This window comes from Bradyrhizobium sp. BLXBL-01, assembly GCF_051853025.1.
GTDB lineage: Bacteria > Pseudomonadota > Alphaproteobacteria > Rhizobiales > Xanthobacteraceae > Bradyrhizobium.
This window is the reverse complement of the sequence record NZ_CP182471.1, coordinates 183,146-202,238: the sequence shown is the minus strand read 5'-3', so window position 1 is coordinate 202,238 and position 19,093 is coordinate 183,146. Positions and strand designations below refer to the sequence as shown.

24 protein-coding genes are annotated in these 19,093 nt (G+C 63.9%); 9 read left to right on the top strand and 15 right to left on the bottom strand.

The genetic code is table 11. From position 1 onward, the window contains the following. The first annotated feature begins 33 nt into the window (after positions 1 to 33). Both ACNJYA_RS00960 and ACNJYA_RS00955 read left to right on the top strand, forming a co-directional pair. Positions 34 to 663, top strand: a complete 630-nt coding sequence (locus ACNJYA_RS00960; RefSeq protein WP_212257834.1) for a histidine phosphatase family protein — start codon at positions 34 to 36, stop codon at positions 661 to 663. Positions 664 to 751: 88 nt separating this feature from the next. Further along, entirely contained in the window at positions 752 to 1,810 is a 1,059-nt protein-coding gene (locus tag ACNJYA_RS00955) for an AI-2E family transporter (protein WP_439401858.1), read from the top strand. Between the two features lie 45 nt (positions 1,811 to 1,855). On the opposite strand, the gene ACNJYA_RS00950 is transcribed toward ACNJYA_RS00955, so the two are convergent. The 8 genes from ACNJYA_RS00950 to hisB all read right to left on the bottom strand — a co-directional run bounded on the left by ACNJYA_RS00950 (position 1,856) and on the right by hisB (position 7,100). Next, positions 1,856 to 2,095, bottom strand: coding sequence for a hypothetical protein (locus ACNJYA_RS00950; RefSeq protein ID WP_271510266.1), 240 nt, complete (start codon positions 2,093 to 2,095; stop codon positions 1,856 to 1,858). Between the two features lie 100 nt (positions 2,096 to 2,195). Further along, complete coding sequence (gene coaA / locus ACNJYA_RS00945; protein ID WP_172787809.1) at positions 2,196 to 3,152, bottom strand: type I pantothenate kinase; 957 nt, start codon at positions 3,150 to 3,152, stop codon at positions 2,196 to 2,198. 35 nt (positions 3,153 to 3,187) lie between these two features. After that, a complete protein-coding gene (locus ACNJYA_RS00940) occupies positions 3,188 to 3,511 on the bottom strand; it encodes a phosphoribosyl-ATP diphosphatase (RefSeq protein ID WP_036044993.1) in 324 nt (107 codons plus the stop codon). Between the two features lie 89 nt (positions 3,512 to 3,600). Further along, on the bottom strand, positions 3,601 to 4,374 hold the full coding sequence (gene hisF, locus ACNJYA_RS00935) for an imidazole glycerol phosphate synthase subunit HisF (protein WP_439401857.1): 774 nt from the start codon (positions 4,372 to 4,374) through the stop codon (positions 3,601 to 3,603). 3 nt (positions 4,375 to 4,377) lie between these two features. Continuing rightward, positions 4,378 to 5,115 (bottom strand): 1-(5-phosphoribosyl)-5-[(5-phosphoribosylamino)methylideneamino]imidazole-4-carboxamide isomerase, encoded by a 738-nt coding sequence (gene hisA, locus ACNJYA_RS00930; RefSeq protein WP_439401856.1) that lies wholly within the window; start codon positions 5,113 to 5,115, stop codon positions 4,378 to 4,380. A 153-nt stretch (positions 5,116 to 5,268) separates the two neighbouring features. Continuing rightward, on the bottom strand, positions 5,269 to 5,919 hold the full coding sequence (gene hisH / locus ACNJYA_RS00925) for an imidazole glycerol phosphate synthase subunit HisH (RefSeq protein WP_212257839.1): 651 nt from the start codon (positions 5,917 to 5,919) through the stop codon (positions 5,269 to 5,271). Next, positions 5,916 to 6,443 carry a DUF2628 domain-containing protein gene (locus ACNJYA_RS00920; protein WP_212257840.1) on the bottom strand — a complete coding sequence of 176 codons (528 nt, stop codon included), beginning with the start codon at positions 6,441 to 6,443 and terminating at the stop codon, positions 5,916 to 5,918. Before ACNJYA_RS00920 ends, hisH begins: the two co-directional genes overlap by 4 nt. 63 nt (positions 6,444 to 6,506) lie before the next feature. Further along, the gene (gene hisB, locus ACNJYA_RS00915) at positions 6,507 to 7,100 is read right to left on the bottom strand and encodes an imidazoleglycerol-phosphate dehydratase HisB (protein WP_212257841.1); all 594 of its coding nucleotides are present in this window, start codon (positions 7,098 to 7,100) and stop codon (positions 6,507 to 6,509) included. Between the two features lie 192 nt (positions 7,101 to 7,292). Between hisB and hslV the strand changes: the two genes are divergently transcribed. The 5 genes from hslV to ACNJYA_RS00890 are packed head-to-tail and all read left to right on the top strand — an operon-like array spanning position 7,293 to position 11,463. After that, entirely contained in the window at positions 7,293 to 7,853 is a 561-nt protein-coding gene (hslV, locus tag ACNJYA_RS00910) for an ATP-dependent protease subunit HslV (protein ID WP_212257842.1), read from the top strand. A 3-nt stretch (positions 7,854 to 7,856) separates the two neighbouring features. After that, a complete protein-coding gene (locus tag ACNJYA_RS00905) occupies positions 7,857 to 8,342 on the top strand; it encodes a GNAT family N-acetyltransferase (RefSeq protein ID WP_212257843.1) in 486 nt (161 codons plus the stop codon). Positions 8,343 to 8,344: 2 nt separating this feature from the next. Then, entirely contained in the window at positions 8,345 to 8,956 is a 612-nt protein-coding gene (locus tag ACNJYA_RS00900) for a DUF2585 domain-containing protein (protein ID WP_439403523.1), read from the top strand. A gap of 49 nt (positions 8,957 to 9,005) precedes the next feature. Beyond that, positions 9,006 to 10,310 carry an ATP-dependent protease ATPase subunit HslU gene (gene hslU / locus ACNJYA_RS00895; protein ID WP_212257845.1) on the top strand — a complete coding sequence of 435 codons (1,305 nt, stop codon included), beginning with the start codon at positions 9,006 to 9,008 and terminating at the stop codon, positions 10,308 to 10,310. 28 nt (positions 10,311 to 10,338) lie between these two features. Further along, positions 10,339 to 11,463, top strand: a complete 1,125-nt coding sequence (locus ACNJYA_RS00890; RefSeq protein ID WP_212257846.1) for a hypothetical protein — start codon at positions 10,339 to 10,341, stop codon at positions 11,461 to 11,463. Here ACNJYA_RS00890 and ACNJYA_RS00885 read toward each other — a convergent pair. The 3 genes from ACNJYA_RS00885 to ACNJYA_RS00875 are packed head-to-tail and all read right to left on the bottom strand — an operon-like array spanning position 11,460 to position 14,270. Further along, the gene (locus ACNJYA_RS00885; RefSeq protein WP_439401855.1) at positions 11,460 to 12,047 is read right to left on the bottom strand and encodes a Smr/MutS family protein; all 588 of its coding nucleotides are present in this window, start codon (positions 12,045 to 12,047) and stop codon (positions 11,460 to 11,462) included. The genes ACNJYA_RS00890 and ACNJYA_RS00885 overlap by 4 nt on opposite strands. Beyond that, positions 12,044 to 13,585 carry an MltA domain-containing protein gene (locus tag ACNJYA_RS00880; protein WP_439365081.1) on the bottom strand — a complete coding sequence of 514 codons (1,542 nt, stop codon included), beginning with the start codon at positions 13,583 to 13,585 and terminating at the stop codon, positions 12,044 to 12,046. The genes ACNJYA_RS00885 and ACNJYA_RS00880 overlap by 4 nt, the downstream gene beginning before the upstream one ends. Next, positions 13,563 to 14,270 (bottom strand): Tim44/TimA family putative adaptor protein, encoded by a 708-nt coding sequence (locus ACNJYA_RS00875; RefSeq protein WP_212257849.1) that lies wholly within the window; start codon positions 14,268 to 14,270, stop codon positions 13,563 to 13,565. Before ACNJYA_RS00875 ends, ACNJYA_RS00880 begins: the two co-directional genes overlap by 23 nt. Positions 14,271 to 14,666: 396 nt before the next feature. Between ACNJYA_RS00875 and secB the strand changes: the two genes are divergently transcribed. Then, a complete protein-coding gene (secB, locus tag ACNJYA_RS00870) occupies positions 14,667 to 15,152 on the top strand; it encodes a protein-export chaperone SecB (protein ID WP_172787821.1) in 486 nt (161 codons plus the stop codon). Here the strand turns inward: secB and dnaQ are convergent. The 4 genes from dnaQ to ACNJYA_RS00850 are packed head-to-tail and all read right to left on the bottom strand — an operon-like array spanning position 15,143 to position 17,975. Continuing rightward, positions 15,143 to 15,865, bottom strand: a complete 723-nt coding sequence (dnaQ, locus tag ACNJYA_RS00865) for a DNA polymerase III subunit epsilon (protein WP_439401854.1) — start codon at positions 15,863 to 15,865, stop codon at positions 15,143 to 15,145. The genes secB and dnaQ overlap by 10 nt on opposite strands. Positions 15,866 to 15,894: 29 nt before the next feature. Then, positions 15,895 to 16,494, bottom strand: coding sequence for a dephospho-CoA kinase (coaE, locus tag ACNJYA_RS00860; RefSeq protein WP_172787823.1), 600 nt, complete (start codon positions 16,492 to 16,494; stop codon positions 15,895 to 15,897). Positions 16,495 to 16,517: 23 nt separating this feature from the next. Then, positions 16,518 to 17,126, bottom strand: coding sequence for a Maf family protein (locus ACNJYA_RS00855; protein ID WP_439401853.1), 609 nt, complete (start codon positions 17,124 to 17,126; stop codon positions 16,518 to 16,520). A 9-nt stretch (positions 17,127 to 17,135) separates the two neighbouring features. Next, positions 17,136 to 17,975: a pyruvate, water dikinase regulatory protein gene (locus ACNJYA_RS00850; RefSeq protein ID WP_100233242.1), complete on the bottom strand. Its 840-nt coding sequence runs from the start codon at positions 17,973 to 17,975 to the stop codon at positions 17,136 to 17,138. A gap of 460 nt (positions 17,976 to 18,435) precedes the next feature. Between ACNJYA_RS00850 and hemJ the strand changes: the two genes are divergently transcribed. Beyond that, entirely contained in the window at positions 18,436 to 18,870 is a 435-nt protein-coding gene (gene hemJ, locus ACNJYA_RS00845) for a protoporphyrinogen oxidase HemJ (RefSeq protein ID WP_172787825.1), read from the top strand. Positions 18,871 to 19,093 lie beyond the last annotated feature (223 nt).

Here is a 19,093-nt window from a genome sequence, read left to right as displayed (position 1 = left end):
CAAGGGGGCATTTTGCAACTGAGGATTTTGCGCATGAACGTGCTTTGCCGCCTCGCCCTCATTGTCCTCCTCGCCGGAAGCGTTCAGCACGCTGCCGCCGATACACCGGATGTCATCTCGTCGCTCAAGCAGGGCGGTTACGTCCTGATCTTCCGGCACACCGCGACCGACGACAGCCAGAAGGACGTCTATCCCTTCAAGTTCGACGACATGAGTGCCCAACGTCAGCTCAGCGAGAAGGGCAGGGAGGCGGCGCGCCAGATCGGGATGGCGATCAGGGACCTCGCGATCCCGATCGGCGATATCTACACCAGCCGGCTGAACCGCGCGGTCGAGGCCGGCAAGCTGATCTCGGGCCGCGAGGTCAAGCCGGTCGATGCCCTGACCGACAGCAGCAACGCCAGCGCATCGGGAATGGCAAACCCGACCGGCGCCAATGCCAAGGCCGGGCAGGCCGTGCGTCAGCTCGTCGACGCGCCGCCGAAGGCGGGCACCAACACGGTCCTAATCACCCACAAGACCAACATCGCCGACGCCTTCGGCAAGGAGGCCGGCGACGTCCAGGAAGGCGAGGCCTTCGTCTACAAGGCCGGCAGCTCGGGCCCCGCCACCTTAGCCGGGCGCATCAAGCTTGCGGATTGGATCGCGAAAGCGGGCAGGTGAGGGACCGGGAAGCGGCCAGGACTGCCGCTCCACCACGATGTCGTGCTACGGACGTCGTGTGGCGAACGAGTGAAGAGCTGGCGAACACGTGAGAACATCGGAAGACCGTTCATTCCTCATCCTGCTCGGCGCGATCTCCGTTGCGTTCGCCTGGGTGCTCTGGCCGTTCTCCGGTGCCGTGTTGTGGGCCACGCTGCTGGCCATCATCTTCGCCCCGTTCTATCGACGGGTCCTGAAGTCCTTGCCCGGGAAGCACAGCCTTGCCGCACTCATCACCGTCGTCGTGGTGGTCGTCATGGTCCTCATCCCCGTAGCGATCGTCATCGCTTCGCTCATCGACCAGGGCGGAGAGCTGTATCAGCGCATTCAGAGCGGGGAGATCAGCCTCGCTCATCCCCTGCAGCAGCTGAAATCCGCGCTTCCCAACTGGGCTGCGTCCCTGTTGGATCGCCTGGCCGGCATCGATTTTTCATCCCTGAGGGAACGCCTGTCGGGTCTGGTCGTCCCTGCCGGGCAACAACTGGCCGGACATGCGATCAACATCGGTCAGGTGACGCTGGAGTTCGTCGCAAGCCTGCTCGTGATGCTGTACCTGCTGTTCTTCCTGCTGCGCGACGGTGACGAGCTCAATGCCCGCATTCGCGACGCGCTGCCGCTGCGCCCGAGCCATACCGCCGAAATCCTCGATGCCTTCACGCTGGCGGTTCGTGGAACCATCAAAGGAATCGTTCTTGTCGCTCTGATCCAGGGAGCACTTGGCGGGCTCATCTTCTGGCTGCTCGGCCTGACGGCGCCGCTGCTCGCCGGCGCGCTCATGGCGCTGGTCTCGCTGCTGCCCGTGCTCGGCTCCGCCCTGGTCTGGGTTCCGGTCGCGCTCTATCTGCTCGTGGCAGGCGCAGTCACGAAGGGGCTCATCCTGCTCGCTTTCGGCACCTTCGTGATCGGGCTTGCGGACAATTTTCTCCGCCCGATCCTGGTCGGCCAGTCGATCCAGATGCCAAGCTATGTCGTGCTGCTTGCCACCCTGGGCGGCCTTGCGACCTTCGGTGCGAACGGCTTCGTCATCGGCCCGCTCGTCGCCGCGATGTTTCTGACGACGTGGCACATCTTCGTCGTCGCGAAGGCGCAACAGGGAGCCCGGAAATGACCGTCATATCGGGCCTGGCGCGGGCGATCCGGCCAACGCGGAATGTCAAGCAGCCGAGGCAGTGAAGCGCGGCGCAGAGAGCTTGTCGGGCGTCGTCTGGCCTCCGTGGAAGACGGTATTTGCCTGCGCCGCGCGCTTGCAGTGCGGGCATACGAAGAGATGCGCGATAACCGGGGTCGGCTCGTCGGCGAGCAGTTCCGAGCGGAACCACTTCATCTCCAGATGGCAATCTGGGCAGATCGGAGCTTCCAGCTGCTCCGCAGCGCTCCTGAGACGATCAACCATGGTGTGCCCCCGCCGTTTTCCAAGGAATAGCGGAATACCCATTATTGGTCTGCAACAAAAGACACCATGCTCGAACGGGCATGGCAGCGCACCGGGGCGATTACAGACGCCTGAGCGCCACGCTCTCCACCGTGTGGTCGGCGCCCTTCTTGAGGATCAGCGTCGCACGCGGCCGGGTCGGCAGGATGTTGTCCTCGAGATTGGCGAGGTTGGTGCGCTCCCAGATCGCGATCGCGGTGGCAGTGGCTTCCTCGTCCGACAATAGCGCGTAGCGGTTGAAATAGGACTTGGGATTGGTGAATGCGGTATCGCGCAGCGCCAGGAAGCGCTTGATGTACCATTGCCGCAGGGCCGCTTCGTCGGCGTCGATATAGACCGAGAAATCGAAGAAGTCGGAGACGACGGGCACGGCCTTGCCGTCGCGCGGCAGCTTGCCGGTCTGCAGCACGTTGACGCCTTCGACGATCAGGATGTCGGGCTGGTCGATCTCGGCCCATTGGTTCGGCACGATGTCGTAGGTCAGATGCGAATAGACCGGCGCGCGGACGTGGCCGCGGCCGGACTTGATGTCGGAGAGGAAGCTGAGCAGCAGCGGCAGGTCGTAGCTCTCCGGGAAACCCTTCTTCTGCATGATGCCCTGACGCTCGAGCACCGCGTTGGGGTAGAGAAATCCGTCCGTCGTGATCAGCTCGACCTTCGGCCGCGGCGACCAGCGTGCCAAGAGCGCCTGGAGCACGCGTGCCGTGGTGGATTTGCCGACCGCCACCGAGCCGGCAACGCCGATGATGTAGGGCACCTTGCGATCCCGGATGTTGAGGAACTGGCGCTCGGCGTAATACAGGCGCTGCATCGCGTCGACGTAGATCGACAACAGGCGCGACAGCGGCAGATAAATGTCCTCGACCTCCTGCAGGTCGAGGCGGTCGTGCAGCGAGCGCAGCCGGTCGAACTCGCCCGGCTCCAGCGTCATCGGCGTATCGTCGCGCAGCCGCGCCCATTGCTCGCGCGTATAGACGCGGTAGGGATTGTACTGCTGTTCGGGTGCGCGGATATCCATGACGCCGCCTTTCCGTTGCGATCTATTCGCCTTGCCTAGCCGCCCTTGCGCGACGCCTTTTCTTCTAGCCCCGACATCGAAGTCCGCTTGTCCAGCGCCGCCTCGACCTCTTCCAGCTTTATGCCGCGTGCCTTCAGCAGCACAAGGAAATGATAGAGCAGGTCGGCACTTTCAGCGATCAGATGCGCGCGATCGTTTTCGACTGCAGCGATTACGGTTTCGACTGCTTCCTCGCCGAACTTCTTGGCGCAATGCTCGGGACCTTTGTCGAGCAGCTTGCGGGTATAGGACGCTTCGCCGCCGGACGCCGCGCGGGCGTCGATGGTTTCGGCCAGATCATGGATCGTGAAACGCGGCATCGGACTCACTCAAAAACACGCTTGGCAACAGATCTGGCCACCGCGGCCATCGCCATCCGCCAATGTAGCATCGTTACGAACCGGAGTCGTCAGGCATCCAGGCGCATCGGCAGCCCACGCCGCGCCATGTGCTCCTTGGCTTCGCGAACGGTGAATTCCCCGAAATGGAAGATCGAGGCGGCCAGCACGGCCGTGGCGTGCCCGTCGCGGATACCGTCGACGAGATGGTCGAGATTGCCGACGCCGCCCGAGGCGATCACGGGAACGGGAACGCTGTCGGCGATCGCGCGGGTCAGCGGAATGTCGAATCCCTGCCGGGTGCCGTCGCGGTCCATCGAGGTGAGCAGGATTTCACCGGCGCCGAGCGAAACCACTTCCTGGGCATATTCGATGGCGTCGATGCCGGTCGAGTTGCGTCCGCCATGGGTGAAGATCTCCCAGCGGTCGCCGCCCGGACGCTTGACGCGCTTGGCGTCGATCGCGACAACCACGCACTGCTCGCCGAATTTCTCGGCAGCTTCCTTGACGAATTCGCGCCGCGACACCGCGGCGCTGTTGATCGAGACCTTGTCGGCGCCGGCGCGCAGCAGCGTCTTGATGTCGTTGACCTCGCGCACGCCCCCGCCGACGGTGACAGGCATGAAGCAGGCCTCCGCCGTGCGCCGGACCACGTCCAGCATGATGCCGCGGTTCTCGTGGGTCGCGGTGATGTCGAGGAAAGTGAGCTCGTCGGCGCCGGCGGCGTCATAGGCGATCGCGGCTTCGACGGGATCGCCGGCATCGCGCAGATCGACGAAGTTGACGCCCTTGACGACGCGGCCGTCCTTGACGTCGAGGCAGGGAATCACGCGCACCTTGAACATGGGTCAGCTCCTGCGCGCGTCGCGGATCAAGGTGAGGGCCGCAGCCGGATCGAGCCGGCCGTCGTAGAGCGCACGGCCCGCGATCGCGCCCGCGAGCTTTTTCGCGCGCGGCGTCAGCATCGCCTTCACGTCCTCGATCGAGGCGAGGCCGCCGGAGGCGATCACGGGAATCGAGATGGCGCCGGCGAGCGCGATGGTCGCGTCGAGGTTCAAACCCTTGAGCAGGCCGTCGCGCGCGATGTCGGTGAAGATGATGGCGGCAACGCCGGCATCCTCGAAACGCTTGGCGATCTCAAGCACGGTGACCTGCGACGTCTCGGCCCAGCCTTCGACTGCGACCTTGCCGTCGCGGGCGTCGAGCCCGACCGCGACGCGGCCGGGGAACTTCTTCGCCGCAGACTTCACCAGCTCCGGATCGCGCACCGCGGCGGTGCCGATGATGACGCGGGTGATGCCCTTGTCGAGCCAGGCTTCGACGGTCTTGAGATCGCGAATGCCGCCGCCGAGCTGCACCGGAATCTTGATCGTCTTCAGCATCGCCTCGACCGCCCCAGCATTCACCGGCTTGCCGGCGAAGGCACCGTCGAGGTCGACGACGTGGAGATATTCAAAGCCCTGCGCGGCAAAGCTCTGCGCCTGCGCGGCGGGATTGAGGTTGAACACGGTCGCGCGCGCCATGTCGCCTTGCTCGAGGCGCACGCACTGGCCGTTTTTGAGGTCGATCGCGGGAAAGAGAATCATATCGTACCTGCTCTCGTCCCCGTCATGGGACGGACTTGTCTGCTAAGCACTCCGTCATTGCGAGCGCAGCGAAGCAATCCAGACTGCCGCCGCGGAAAGACGCTGGATTGCTTCGCTGCGCTCGCAATGACGAGGTCAGAACGGTGGAAACCATCACGGTTTCCATCGCAAAAAGTTCGAGATCAGGGCCAAACCGAAGCGCTGGCTCTTCTCGGGGTGAAACTGCGTGCCGATGGCGGTGTCCTTCGCGACGATCGCGGTGACGGGCCCGCCGTAATCGGCGCGCGCGAGCACGTCCGCCTCGCTGGCGGGATTGAGGTGGTAGGAGTGCACGAAATAAGCGTGCTGGCCCTTCGGGCCGAGCGGCAGCTTGTCCAGCACCGGATGTTCCCTGAGCACCTCGAGCGTATTCCAGCCCATGTGCGGGATCTTCAGGTTTTCATCGCGCGGCGTGATCTTCTCGACGTCGCCTCCGATCCAGTTCAGGCCTTCGGTGATGACGTGTTCCTTGCCGCGGCTCGCCATTAACTGCATGCCGACACAGATGCCGAAGAACGGCCGCGCCTTGACGCGCACCGCTTCGGTGATCGCCTCGACCATGCCGTTGACGGCGTCGAGCCCACGCCGGCAATCGGCGAAGGCGCCGACGCCGGGCAGCACCAGGCGGTCAGCTTCGTAAGCCTGGTCGGGATCGCTGGTGACGAAGACCTTTTGCGGGCTCTCCAGGCTGCGCGCGGCGCGCTCGAAGGCTTTCGCGGCGGAGTGCAGATTGCCGGAACCGTAATCGATGATGGCGACGCTCATCTTGACCCTCCCGGTTCTGGAAACAACCCAATGATGCCGCCGGCCGGAATCGGCGGCGGGTTCGAGAATGGCTGACCCGGCACATTCCGGGTCGGCGGCGGGCCGCCGCGATCGATGGTCCATTGATCGCCAGCGATGCCGTTCTTCTCGCTCCAGCGCTCGAAGAAGCGGCGCTCCGCGGTATCGCCGTCGTCGCCGACCACGATGTCGAGCTGCCGCCACTTGCCGCGCGACAAGGTCCAGCGGCGCAGGCTCGAGGCCTCAAAGCCCATCAGTACCGCGACGATGAGATCGGCGAAGAAGATCGAAGAGCGCCCGACGCCGAGGCTCGACAGCCCCGCGTTGAACGCGGCCACGAAGATCAGATAGCCGATCAGCGCCAACCACAGCCGATTCCACAACAGCCAGAACGGACCGAAGATCATCGCCCAGAAATGGAAGCCGTCGCGCACGAACACGAACCTGTCGGTCGCGCGCAGATCGGCTCCGGCGGGTGAGGGAGCGTGAACTGTGTAGACAGGCATGGTGATGCCCCGTTCTCGAAATTCAGTGATGCCGCCAGCAGCGTTCGCCGCAAGACGGAGATGTCAGCCGCCGAGCGAGCCCTTGGTGGAGGGGATTTCGCCCGCCGCCTTCGGATCGATCGCCACGGCGGTGCGCAGCGCCCGCGCCAGACCCTTGAAGCAGGACTCGGCGATATGATGGCTGTTATCGCCATATAGGGTTTCGACGTGGAGAGTCACGCCGGCGTTGATGGCAAAAGCCTGGAACCACTCGCGCACCAGCTCGGTGTCGAACTCGCCGATCTTGGCGCGGGGGAAGTCGGCCTTGAACACCAGGAACGGGCGGCCCGAGATGTCGATGACCACGCGCGTCAGCGTCTCGTCCATGGGCATGTGCACGCCGGCATAGCGGGTGATGCCCGCCATGTTGCCGAGCGCCTGCTTGACCGCCTGGCCAAGCGCGATGCCGGTGTCTTCGGTGGTATGGTGATAATCAATGTGCAGATCGCCCACCGCCTTGACCGTGAGGTCGATGCGGGAATGGCGGGCGAGGAGATCGAGCATATGGTCGAAAAAGCCGATGCCGGTCGCGATATTGGCCACGCCGGTGCCATCGAGGTTCACGGAGACCTCGATGTCGGTTTCCTTGGTCTTGCGCTTGATCGTCGCGGTGCGCATTGAAAGCTGGCTTTCATCCTAGCTTGGAGCCGAAAACGCCAGTCTCTTAACAGCCAAATGACGCCTTCGCTACTGCGGGAACGCTCAAGCATGGCACCACTTCCGCCTATGGTGAGCGGAATCTAGGGCCGGAACGGCCCGTTGTGCCCCAGCCCCGGACCGCCTAAATCAGGCCGGACAACGAGGTATTTCATGCAGGACTCCCAGAACAGCTCGCCGGGCTGGCACGGCACCACGATTCTAACGGTCCGCAAGGGCGGCACGGTGGTGGTCGGCGGCGACGGCCAGGTCTCGATCGGCCAGACCGTGATCAAGTCCAACGCCAAGAAGGTCCGCAAGCTCGGCAAGGGCGACGTGATCGGCGGCTTTGCCGGTGCCACGGCCGACGCCTTCACCCTGTTCGAGCGGCTGGAATCCAAGCTCGAGCAATATCCGGGGCAGCTGACCCGGGCGGCCGTGGAGCTCGCCAAGGACTGGCGCACCGACCGCTATTTGCGGCGGCTGGAAGCGATGATGATCGTGGCCGACAAGGACGTCTCCCTGGTGCTGACAGGCACCGGCGACGTGCTCGAACCCGAGGCCGGCGTGATGGCGATCGGCTCCGGCGGCAATTACGCGCTGGCGGCCGCCCGGGCCCTGCTCGACACCGACAAGGACGCCGAGACCATCGTCCGCCGCTCGCTCGACATCGCCGCGGACATCTGTGTCTACACCAACCGGAATCTGACCATTGAGAGCCTGGCAAGCGGCTAGGCGATGGCGTCCACCTACGCCTTCCGCCCGATGACCGTGGCCGACCTGCCCCTGATCCGGCGATGGCTGGGCGAGGCGCATGTGAGGGAGTGGTGGGGCGATCCGGACGAGCAGTTTTCGCTCGTCAGCGGCGATCTCGATGAGCCGGCAATGGACCAGTTCATCGTATTGGCCGGCGACAGGCCCTTCGGCTATCTTCAATGCTACCGCCTGACCGCCTGGAATACGGGCTTCGGGCCGCAACCGGAGGGCACGCGTGGCATCGACCAGTTCATCGGCGAAAGCGACATGATCGCGCGCGGCCATGGTTCGGCGTTGACGCGCCAATTCGTCGACGAACGGTTTCGGCAGGGGCTGCCGCGCATGGTCACCGATCCGGACCCGCTCAACGCGCGCGCGATACGCGCTTACGAGAAAGCGGGATTCGTCCGCGATCGCATGGTCGAGACGCCGGACGGTCCGGCATTGCTGATGGTGCGCGAACCGTGACGCTGGTGCAGGCCCGCGAGAGCAAGGTCGCTGTCCCGCCGCTCGCCTGGGTCGGCATCGCGCTGTTGCTGCTCGCGCTGCAGGCCGCGATCCTGCTTGCGATGGGCCGCGTGCCGATCTGTACCTGCGGCACCATCAAGCTGTGGCACGGCGTGGTGAACAGCTCGGAGAATTCCCAGCAGATCGCGGACTGGTACACGTTCTCACACGTCCTGCACGGCTTCCTGTTCTACGGCCTGACCTGGCTGCTGTTGGCACGATTGCCGTTTCTGCGTCTCTCCTGGCCGGCACGGCTGATCATCGCGATACTGATCGAAGGCGCCTGGGAGATCGTCGAGAACTCGCCCTTCATCATCGAGCGATACCGCGCCGGCACCATCTCGCTGGATTATTACGGCGACAGCATGCTCAATTCGGTCTCGGACAATCTGGCCATGATCCTCGGGTTCCTGGCCGCGCGCGCGCTGCCTGTCACCGCGACCGTGCTGCTGGGGCTGGCCTTCGAGATCGTGCTGGCGCTCCACATTCGCGACAATCTGACGCTCAATATCCTGATGCTGATCCATCCGATCGAGGCCGTGAAGCAATGGCAATCCGGCCCGCCGATCATCTGACCCAAAATGCGGCTTGTCCTTGGCCGCCTCCCGCCCTAGCTAATCAGACATGACAGACTTCTCCCCCCGCGAAATCGTTTCCGAACTCGACCGTTTCATCGTCGGCCAGGGCGACGCCAAGCGCGCCGTCTCGATCGCGCTGCGCAATCGCTGGCGCCGGCAACAGCTGACCGGCTCCCTGCGCGAGGAGGTGCTGCCGAAGAACATCTTGATGATCGGCCCCACCGGCGTCGGCAAGACGGAAATCGCGCGGCGCCTCGCCAAGCTCGCGAATGCGCCGTTCCTGAAGGTGGAAGCGACCAAGTTCACTGAGGTCGGCTATGTCGGCCGCGACGTCGAGCAGATCATCCGCGATCTCGTCGAGGTCGCCATCGCGCAGGTGCGCGAGAGGAAGCGCAAGGACGTGCAGGCGCGGGCCCAGCTCGCCGCCGAGGAGCGTGTGCTCGACGCGCTGGTCGGCGCCAATGCGAGCTCGGCGACGAGGGAATCCTTCCGCAAGAAGCTGCGCGCCGGCGAATTGAACGACAAGGAAATCGAGATCGAGACGCAGTCGTCCGGCGGCGGCATGCCGATGTTCGAGATCCCGGGCATGCCGGGCGCCCAGATGGGCGCGATCTCGATCGGCGACATCTTCGGCAAGCTGGGCGGCCGCAGCAAGACGCGGCGGCTCACGGTGGAAGGCTCGCACGAAATTCTCGTCAACGAGGAATCCGACAAGCTGCTGGACACCGAGCAGCTGACGCTGGAGGCGATCAGCGCGGTCGAGAACAACGGCATCGTGTTCCTCGACGAGATCGACAAGATCTGCGCCCGCGATGGCCGCGTCGGCGGCGACGTCTCCCGCGAGGGCGTGCAGCGCGACTTGCTGCCGCTGATCGAAGGCACCACGGTCTCGACCAAGCATGGCGCGGTCAAGACCGACCACATCCTGTTCATCGCCTCCGGCGCCTTCCACGTCGCCAAGCCGTCCGACCTGTTGCCGGAATTGCAGGGCCGCCTGCCGATCCGCGTCGAATTGCAGGCGCTGACCCGCGACGACATGCGCCGCATCCTGACCGAGCCCGAGGCCTCGCTGATCAAGCAATATGTCGCCCTGATGCAGACGGAGGGCGTGACGCTCGACATCGCCGACAGCGCCATCGATGCGCTGGCCGACATTGCGGTTGCCGTCAATTCAACGGTCGAGAACATCGGCGCCCGGCGGCTGCAGACCGTGATGGAGCGGGTGCTGGACGAGATCTCCTTCACCGCCCCCGACCGCAACGGCGAGACCGTCCGGCTCGACGCGGATTACGTGCAAAAGCACATCGGCGATCTCGCCAAGAACGCGGATCTGAGCCGGTTCATTTTGTAATTTGGAGCGGTCACGCTATTGATGCGGCGTGACCGTACCCATCCTGCAAAATCCCTGGCGGCTCCTGCTCGCGATCAACGCGGCAATCATCGTTGGCGTGCTCATTCACAAGATCCAGCTGCCGCCTTATGTCCCCTACATCCATCTCCTGGTCGATTATCATTTCGGCTTCATCAAGCGCGCGCTGATCGGGGCGATCGTCGCGCTGTTCACGGCGAAAGTGCCGGTGTGGCTGGTGTTCGCGCTCGGCGGGACGACGTGGCTTGCAACGCTGGGCCTCTATGCCAGGCTCTTCCAGAACACGTTCGGCTTCTCCGCGAAAACACTGCCGCTGTTCGTCTTCACCGCGGGCTCGCCGTTCTTCCTGAAGAACTTCATGCACACGCTCGGCCATTTCGACATCTATGGCTGCGCGCTGGCGATCATCCTGCTGCTGATGCCGGCGGGCTCGCTGCTCTTCGTGGCGACGGCTGCTTTGTTCTCGATCATTCTCGTGCTGATCCATCACATTCATCTCTTGATGTATGTGCCGACGATCATCACCATCGTCGTGATCCGGCACTACCTCGCTTGCGGCTGTAGTCGCAGCAATGTCTTGTTCGGCGTGATCGCCCTTGCCGCCGTCTCGGCGCTGTTCTTCGCCGCGCAGTTTATGGGAACGATGCCGATCCCCGAAGCGGACTTCATCGCCTATCTGAAGAGCCGGATGGCCGATCCGGCGCGCACCGACCTCTTGCAATTCGCCTACATCTGGTACCAGCCGCTGGCCAAAGAGGTTGCGGACACCTGGGGCCGCCTGCCGCACAACATCCTCGGCGTGCCCGTGTTCGCGCTTCTGATCTGGCTGCACACGCCGCTATGGCGTTTCTTCGCGAGCCTGATCAGTGCGCTCGAGAGCGAGCGGCACAAGCGGCTCGTCATCGCAGCACTGGCCGGCATCAGCGTCGCCTATCTCGTGATGTTCGCGATGGTGTTCGACTATTCGCGCTGGATCTCGAACTGGGCGGTCTGCATGTTCCTGATCCTGCATGCCGTGAAGATGCTGCCGACCAAGCAGGAGGCTGCGCTGATTCCGACCGAGGATCGGAAGACCAACATCTTCGGTCTGATCGTCACCTTGATCCCGCGCGTCGGAATCGTGCGGCCGTTCTAGGACCGCGCCCGCCTGATCCGCACATACAGCGCGCCCTCGCCGCCATGGCCGATCGCGGCTTCCTCGAAGCCGACGACGAAGGCGCGGAATTCGGGCAGGCTGAGCCATTCCGGTACCTGGCGGCGGAGCACACCGCTTTCGCCGCCGCTGCGTCCCTTGCCGGTGATGACGAGCACGAAAGTGAGGCCGTCCTGATGCGCGCGGTGCAGGAAGCCGGCCAGCGCGCGATGGGCACGCATCTGGGTCATGCCGTGCAGGTCGAGCCGCGCGTCGATCTCGCTGCGGCCGCGCGACAGCTTTATCCGCTCGCGCTTGCCGAGCGGCGCAAGCGGCGGAATCGACGGCTTTGCGGCGCGCGGCGCCGGTGCAGCGGCAACCGGCCTTGCCGGTAGCGAAGTCCTGGTCACCTGGGTCCCGGGCGAAGGCTCGGCGCGCGGGGCATGCGCCTTGGCGGCGCGATGCTTCCGCAGCGGCTTGACATGCTTTGCAACGAGATCCCACAGCTCGCGCTCTTCCTCGCTCAGCGCGCGACGGCGCGGCAAGGGGCGAGGCTCCAGCACGGGCGGACGGGACGGTCGTTTCATTGCGGGCGATGAGGACGATTCTTCGCCGGACGACGCGGCTCAGGGGCAGGCTCGATCGCGGGACGCGGCACCGGCAGCGGAACGGGGCCGGCGACGGCGACAGTTTCGCTCTTGCCTTGCGCCGCCGCGGCGACAGGCGTGCCGGTCTTTGCCGGATCGGTCTGCGGAAACAGCTTTGCGATCTTCTCCGAGGGCCTGGGGTCCGGGATCGGCAGCTTCGCGGCGCGCGGGGCGGGATCGAGACTCTTCGGCACCAGCATCACGAAATGCATGGGGTGGCGCAGCCGGCCGGAGACGCGGCCGGCATCCGCGCCGGCGCCGAAAAACAGATCGGCACGTGCGGGACCGATGATGGCCGAGCCGGTGTCCTGCGCAATCATCAGCCGGTGGAACGGCGTCTTGGCGCGCTCGGACTCGATCGGCAGGTCGCCCTCGATGAAGAACGGCGTGCCGTAGACATGAAGCGATTTGTCGACCGCGATCGAACGTCCCGCCGTCAAGGGAATGCCTTGCGCGCCGACGGCCTCCTCCTTGTCGGAGAGGTTGACCTCGCGGAAGAAGATGTAGGCGCGGTTCGCGCGGCGCAGCTCCTTGGCGCCTTCAGGATTCTGCGTCATCCATTCCCTGATCTTCTGCATCGACATCTCTTCCCTCGGAATGATGCCGCGCTCGATCAGGATGCGACCGACCGCCGTGTAAGGATAGCCGTTATAGGCGTCGTAATTGAGCCGAACCGAGCTACCGTCCTCGAACTTGATCCGCGCCGAGCCCTGGATCTGCGCGAACAACAGATCGGTCGGATCCTTCAGCCAGGCGATCTCGAGCCCGCGGCCGGCGATCTTGCCATCCTCGATCTCGCCGCGGTCGTAATAGGGCACCAGCTTGCGGCGGCCGATCTTGCGATAGACCGGGCCCTTGTTGGGCAGGCTGACCGAATCCTGCTTGTAGCCGCGCACGAACAGGTTCGAGGGACGGCGATAGACCGGCACGTTGTAGACATCGGTCTGTGTCCGCGATCCCTCCAGCACCGGCTCGTAATAGCCGGTCACGAAGCCGTCGGGCTCGCCGAGCCGCGAGATCCGCAGCGGCGTGAAATTCTCCTCGAAGAAGGTCTTCGCTTTGCCGTCGTCGGTGAGATCGAGCGTCTTGGCGGCCCGGCAGGGCTCACCCAGCGAAGCACCCAAAGCCTTCGGTTCAGCCTTGGGCTCGGCCGCGCCGTTCTGCGCATTGATCGGTTTGCAGCTGGCGCGGAAGGTCTTGTACGCCGCGAGATGATTGTCGTCGCCCCACCCCTTCACGTCCGCCCAGGCCAGCGGCAGATATTGCGCGCCGGGAATTTCGAACGGCAGGGAGAGCTGCGGATAGGGCAAGGCCCGCGGCGGAGCGGCAGGCGTTCGCGGCAGATGATGGTAGTGACTACGGTGGTGACGCCGCGCCGCCTCGGCACCGAGCGAAAACGACGACAGCACGACGGCGCCGGCGCAAAGCGCCGTCGCGCTGTTCTTCAGGAAAGTCTTAATTCGCGCTTCCGGTGCCAACCAGCTTCCAGTTCGGATCGCGAGAGGAGGTGTCGCGGGCGAAGGTCCAGATATCGGTGATGTCGGCGACCGTCTCGGCGCTGCCATCGACGATGTTGCCGGTCTTGTCGCGGGTGACCGAGATCATCTGCGAGACGAAGCGCACGGTCAGCTGCGCGTTGCGGTCGCGCAGCTCGGCGCCGACGAGCTCGGCCTTGTCGATTGAGACGAAGCGCGTCTCGGTCTTCTGCTCGTTCCTCTCGCGTTCCTTGATCGCGGCGTCGAAGCTGTCATAGACGTCCGACGACAACAGATCGCGCAGCGCGCGGCGGTCGCCATTGGCGAAAGCCAGCACGATCATCTCGTAGGCGCCGCGCGCGCCCGAGAGGAAATGGCGCGGGTCGAAGCTGGAGTCTTTCTCGACGATGGAATCGAGACCCTGCGCCAGCGCAGTGCCCGGCTCGGCCAGCCCCTTCCAGCGATCGGCCGGTGCGGTCGGCTCGGCCGTCGGCGCCAGCGGCGCCTGGTCGATCACCTTGCCCGGCACGGTCACGACGTTGTTGTCCTGGGCACCTCCCAGCGCATTGCGGGCGGCGGTGCGATCGAACGGAGGCCGCTCATTGCCCGTGCGCTGCCCCAGCACGCTACGCAGCCGCAAGAAGATGAAGACGGCCAGCGCCAGGAATATGATGGTGTAGATGTCCACGTCGTATCCGCTTTCTGGTCTTTTCAGGGCTCGTTGCCGGGAAAATCAATCCGGCCAGTAGACCGTTCCTTTCGGAAACGGCAAGTCTACATCACCATATTAGGTCCGCGTCAGGTCCGTGGGATGTAGGCACGAAATCTTGCCCGGCCAATGGCGCCTTTTGGCACAGCGCCAAGTGTAGCGCGTTTTATGCTTAAGGGGAAACCCGATCCTGGCCGGAAATCGCGCATCTTCAATCGTTTAAGGCGAAATTTCGCGGAAAAGGCAGGATGAGCGTCCAAGGCGCGAGCGCGGGCCGAATTCCCGTCCGGGACCGTTCGTCCTTGTGGAACGAGCCGGCCCTATGTTAGCCAACCGCCGCGAAATTCAGCCCCAATCGGGTAAGGAGACACTTTCATGACCAACGGTAACGGCACCCCTCCCGAGGCGGCCCAGGCTCCCCAGCTCAACGTGCTGGCGCAATATACCAAGGACCTCTCGTTCGAAAATCCCAACGCGCCCGGCTCGCTCCAGCAGCAGAGCCAGCCGCCGCAGATCAACATCCAGATCAACGTCAGCGCCAACAATCTCAGCGAACAGGAATTCGAGGTGACGTTGTCGGTCGAGGGCAAGGCCGAGACCGCAGGTAAAGTGATGTTCTCGTTCGAGCTCGCCTATGCCGGCGTATTCCGGATCGTCAACGTGCCCAAGGAGAACCTGCATCCGCTGGTCATGATCGAGTGCCCGCGCCTCTTGTTCCCGTTCGCACGCGAGATCATCGCGACCGCGGTGCGCGACGGCGGGTTCCCACCGCTGATGCTGGATCCGGTCGACTTCGTCGGTCTGTATCGCCAGAACATGGAGCGACAAATGGCCGCTCAGGGTCAAGCCGGTCAGGCCTGAGCGGCGACCGCCACGGCTGGAGCGGGCAGGTACTCGTTCCAGATCGCCTTGTCACCCATGGTCGCGATGAAGGCCCGATGGGCCTCGCGCTCGGCTTCAGAAATCCGCGGCGCGAGCGGCACCAGACGTTGCCGCCGCGGCGCATCGCCGGCGCTGTTGACCCTGATCTCCTCGGTGTCGGAGGCCAGCAGCAGCTGCGACTGCCGCGCTCCAACCAGATCGACATAGACCTCGGCGAGCAGCTCGGCGTCCAGCAGCGCGCCGTGCTTGGTGCGGTGTGAATTGTCGATCGAATAGCGCGAGCAGAGATCGTCGAGCCGGTTGGACACGCCGGGATGCTTGCGACGCGCGAGCAGCAGCGTATCGACCAGGCGCTCGCGCGGGATCGCAGCGCGCTTGATGCGGTCGAGCTCGGCGTTGATGAAGCCGATATCGAACGAAGCGTTGTGGATCACCAGCGGGGCGTCGCCAATGAACGCGAGAAAGTCGTCGGCGACCTCGTGGAACAACGGCTTCGTCGTCAGGAATTCGGACGACAATCCGTGCACCGCAAACGCTTCCGCCGGCATGTCCCGCTCAGGGTTGATATAGACGTGGTACGTCTGTCCGGTCGGCATGCGGTTGAAAATCTCGACGCAGCCGATCTCGACCAGTCGATCGCCGCGCAGCGGATCGAGGCCGGTGGTTTCAGTGTCGAGGACGATTTCGCGCATGTCTTTAAGAAGCCGTGTGAGGTGGCGAATCAGATCCGCCGCTGCGGCATCTTAACGACCTCGGCCAGGATGTGCGCGATTTGGGCGCGCACCGGGTCAAGGCCGTGTGAGGTATCCACCACGAAATCGGCCCGCTTGCGCTTCTCGGCATCCGGCATCTGCTTGGCGATGATGGCATCGAGCTTGGCCTCGTCCATCGTGCCGCGCGCCAGCACCCGCTGGCGCTGAAGTTCCGGCGAGGTCGAGACCACGACCACGGCATCGACCCGCTTCTCGCCGCCGGTCTCGAACAGCAGCGGGATGTCCAGCACGACGACCGGCACCTTGGCTGCCTCGGCATCGGCAAAGAATTTCTGCCGGGAAGCGCCGAGCATGGGATGAACGATCTGCTCGAGCTGCTTGATGGCGGCGGGATCGTGCACGACGCGCGCCGACAGCTTTTGCCGGTCGACCTTGCCGTTCGCGGTGGTGCCGGGGAAGGCGGCCTCGATTGCGGGGGCAGCTTCGCCCTCATAGAGCTGATGCACGGCGGCATCGGCGTCGTAGACGGGAACCCCGGCCTCCGCGAACAATTTCGCGGTAGTGGATTTGCCCATCCCGATCGAGCCGGTCAGTCCGAGAATCCGCATCAGCACCCAGCCTTCTGTCGCATCTACACCGCAATTAGCTGCTCGCTCCGCAGATACGCAAGCAGCGGCAGCAGCGGTAGGCCGAGAATGGTGAAATGGTCGCCCTCGATGCGCTCGAACAGATGGATGCCCAGGCCCTCGAGCTGATAGGCACCGACGCTTCTGGTCACGGCCTCGCCGGCGGCGTCGAGATAGGCCGAAAGCTCGGCTTCGCTCATGGGCCGCATGGTCATGCGCGCCACGGAAACGTCCTCGAAGACGATCCTGCCATCCTGCGCCACGGCGACGGCTGAATTCAGCTCGTGCGTCTGACCGGCGAGATCGCGCAATTGCGCCAGCGCCTGGGCGCGGCCGGCCGGTTTGTTGAAGAGACGGTTCCCGAGGGCCAGCGTCTGGTCGGCGCCGATCGCAAAGTGTCCGGGATAACCGGCAGAGACCGCTCTGGCTTTCTCGCGCGCCAGCAACAGGCCGATCTCGCGCGGATCCGAAAGTTTTGACGCGGCCTGAATGCCGCGCTCGTCGATATCAGCGGTGACAGCTACGAATTCGAGCCCGGCATTGGCCAGCAGCATTTTGCGCGCGCTGCTTTGCGAGGCCAGGATCAACGGACTTTTGCCGCGCCACAAACTCATCGGCGACACTTACTCGGACGGCCGGTTGCGCTGGCGGTCGCTATACAGCTTCATGATCGCCGCCGCGGTTTCCTCGATGGAGCGGCGCGTGACGTCCAGCAGCGGCCAGTCGTGCTTGGCGCTCAGCTTGCGCGCGAACGCGACCTCCTCGGTGACCGATTGCTTGTCGGTGTAGGTATCGCTGCCGGACTCGGCGCCCATGGAAAGCAGGCGATTCTGACGGATCTGAATCAGGCGTTCCGGCGTCGCGTGCAGGCTGACGACCAGCGGCCGCGTCAGCGTCTCCAATTGCGAGGGCACGGGGATGCCCGGCACCAGCGGCACGTTGGCGGTGCGGATACCGCGATTGGCGAGATAGATCGAGGTCGGTGTCTTCGAGGTCCGGGACACGCCGACCAGGACCACATCGGCCTCGTCGAGACCTTCGACATGCTGACCGTCGTCATGGATCATCGTGTAGTTCAGTGCGTCGATGCGCTTGAAATATTCCGCGTTGAGCACGTGCTGGGCGCCGACACGGCCGGTGGTCGCTGCTCCCAGATAGGCTTCGAACAGCTGCATCACCGGGCCGATGATCGACAGGCTCGGAACATTGATCTGCTTGCACTTGTCCTCGAGTCTGGCGACCAGGTCCTTCTCGAGCAGCGTGAACAGCACGATCCCCGGCGCCTCCTCGATCTCGTCGAGCACGCGGTCGAGCTGCTTCTGGCTGCGCACCAGCGGATAGACGTGCTCGACCGGCGTCACGTTGGCGTATTGGGCCGCGACCGCGCGCGCCACGGTGATGAGCGTCTCACCCGTGGAGTCCGAGACCAGGTGGAGATGGAAATAATTGTTCGAGGTCGGCACAAAAACCCTTTGAATTTCGTTGGGGCGGTTTGTGGATTTCTGTGGAGCTTAACCTCTCGGAAAGGGATGCGCGACACCAGGGGCGGGACAAGCGGCGATTTTCTTCACACCGCTGCCGGTCAGGACAAGTCCGGCGCCCCGCCGAGAGGGAAGCGGGATTGCGCAAACAAGTCTCTTGATAAGCTGCCGATACAAACGCGCAAGCCTTTGAAGCCGACTGACTTATCGGAAGTCGACAAAGGCTGTCCGGAATATGTGGATGGATGTGAACAAGCGCGCGCGAACGCGCGGACGGAATTGCATGAGTCCAATCCACGGTCACATAGACTCAAACCTTAAGAATCTAAGATTCTAGATTTGAGGAAGGCGCTACGGACGGATATGTGTGCGGGGTAAGACCTTAACGAGTTCTTACTATCCCCAGCGCTCCCGAGCTGGACAGCAACCCGGACCGTCGAAAATGTTCGAAGACGTCTATCTCTGGATCAAGGCGCTGCACGTGATCGCCGTCATCTCCTGGATGGCCGGCATGCTCTATTTGCCGCGGCTGTTCGTCTATCACTGCGAGGCCGAAATCGGCTCGAAGCAGTCCGAGACGTTCAAGGTCATGGAACGCCGGCTGCTCAAGGCGATCATCAACCCCGCGATGATGGTCACCTGGCTCGCCGGGCTCTACCTCGCCTGGTCCGGACATTGGTTCTCGTTCGGCTGGCTGCACGTAAAACTGGCACTGGTCCTGGTGCTATCGGCGGTCCACGGCTTTTTTTCCCGCTGGGTCAAGGATTTTGCCGCTGATAAGCGTCCACGAAGCCAGAAATTCTATCGGATTATCAATGAGGTGCCGACCGTCCTGATGATTTTCATCGTCGTCATGGTGATCGTGAAGCCGTTCTAGGCAAACCCCGCGGCGATTAGCTCAGCGCTTCGGCTTGCGGAGCGTTGAGCGATTTTCTATATTAGCGATATCCCACCCAACGCAGGCGGATGTGGTTGTGTCCGAGCCTTCCAGAGGCCGGACACCGCATCAGGTTTGAAGCCTCACCGGCGCTTAACCTTGCCAGACCTGCGGACCTTACCTGCACCTGCTCGCGTCCGCATTTCAGAGCCACCTCGCACCC

What these genes read in the sequence shown, in the direction of transcription:
- ACNJYA_RS00960 (WP_212257834.1), top strand. Translation starts at nt 34, where the DNA reads ATGAACGTGCTTTGCCGCCTCGCCCTCATTGTCCTCCTCGCCGGAAGC.
- ACNJYA_RS00950 (WP_271510266.1), bottom strand. Translation starts at nt 2,095, where the DNA reads ATGGTTGATCGTCTCAGGAGCGCTGCGGAGCAGCTGGAAGCTCCGATC.
- coaA (WP_172787809.1), bottom strand. Translation starts at nt 3,152, where the DNA reads ATGGATATCCGCGCACCCGAACAGCAGTACAATCCCTACCGCGTCTAT.
- ACNJYA_RS00940 (WP_036044993.1), bottom strand. Translation starts at nt 3,511, where the DNA reads ATGCCGCGTTTCACGATCCATGATCTGGCCGAAACCATCGACGCCCGC.
- hisF (WP_439401857.1), bottom strand. Translation starts at nt 4,374, where the DNA reads ATGTTCAAGGTGCGCGTGATTCCCTGCCTCGACGTCAAGGACGGCCGC.
- hisA (WP_439401856.1), bottom strand. Translation starts at nt 5,115, where the DNA reads ATGATTCTCTTTCCCGCGATCGACCTCAAAAACGGCCAGTGCGTGCGC.
- hisH (WP_212257839.1), bottom strand. Translation starts at nt 5,919, where the DNA reads ATGAGCGTCGCCATCATCGATTACGGTTCCGGCAATCTGCACTCCGCC.
- ACNJYA_RS00920 (WP_212257840.1), bottom strand. Translation starts at nt 6,443, where the DNA reads ATGCCTGTCTACACAGTTCACGCTCCCTCACCCGCCGGAGCCGATCTG.
- hisB (WP_212257841.1), bottom strand. Translation starts at nt 7,100, where the DNA reads ATGCGCACCGCGACGATCAAGCGCAAGACCAAGGAAACCGACATCGAG.
- hslV (WP_212257842.1), top strand. Translation starts at nt 7,293, where the DNA reads ATGCAGGACTCCCAGAACAGCTCGCCGGGCTGGCACGGCACCACGATT.
- ACNJYA_RS00905 (WP_212257843.1), top strand. Translation starts at nt 7,857, where the DNA reads ATGGCGTCCACCTACGCCTTCCGCCCGATGACCGTGGCCGACCTGCCC.
- hslU (WP_212257845.1), top strand. Translation starts at nt 9,006, where the DNA reads ATGACAGACTTCTCCCCCCGCGAAATCGTTTCCGAACTCGACCGTTTC.
- ACNJYA_RS00885 (WP_439401855.1), bottom strand. Translation starts at nt 12,047, where the DNA reads ATGAAACGACCGTCCCGTCCGCCCGTGCTGGAGCCTCGCCCCTTGCCG.
- secB (WP_172787821.1), top strand. Translation starts at nt 14,667, where the DNA reads ATGACCAACGGTAACGGCACCCCTCCCGAGGCGGCCCAGGCTCCCCAG.
- dnaQ (WP_439401854.1), bottom strand. Translation starts at nt 15,865, where the DNA reads ATGCGCGAAATCGTCCTCGACACTGAAACCACCGGCCTCGATCCGCTG.
- coaE (WP_172787823.1), bottom strand. Translation starts at nt 16,494, where the DNA reads ATGCGGATTCTCGGACTGACCGGCTCGATCGGGATGGGCAAATCCACT.
- ACNJYA_RS00855 (WP_439401853.1), bottom strand. Translation starts at nt 17,126, where the DNA reads ATGAGTTTGTGGCGCGGCAAAAGTCCGTTGATCCTGGCCTCGCAAAGC.
- hemJ (WP_172787825.1), top strand. Translation starts at nt 18,436, where the DNA reads ATGTTCGAAGACGTCTATCTCTGGATCAAGGCGCTGCACGTGATCGCC.